Origin of the sequence: Salifodinibacter halophilus (assembly GCA_012999515.1) — a bacterium.
GTDB lineage: Bacteria > Pseudomonadota > Gammaproteobacteria > Nevskiales > Salinisphaeraceae > Salifodinibacter > Salifodinibacter halophilus.
Window position 1 is genome coordinate 1 of the sequence record JABEEB010000645.1, and the last position, 240, is coordinate 240.

Annotated in this window: 1 protein-coding gene; it reads right to left on the bottom strand. The window is 60.4% G+C overall.

Annotation, left to right across the window (positions count from 1 at the left end; all coding sequences use genetic code 11):
* On the bottom strand, positions 1–240 hold a 240-nt coding region (locus HKX41_13150), incomplete at both ends, for a hypothetical protein (protein ID NNC25081.1).

The window sequence follows — 240 nt, forward strand, 5'->3', positions numbered from 1 at the left end:
TAAAGCGGTACGCCGCTTCCCCGGTCACCGCCTCAATGCGGCGCGTGCCGGCGCCGATGCCCGATTCGGAGACGATTTTAAACAGGCCGATGGCTGACGTGTTTGGCACATGGCAGCCGCCGCACAGCTCCAAGCTGTAGTCGCCCACCTTCACGACGCGGACGATGTCGCCGTACTTTTCGCCAAACAGCGCCATCGCGCCCATCGCTTTCGCTTCTTCAAGCGGTTTGTAGAAAATGT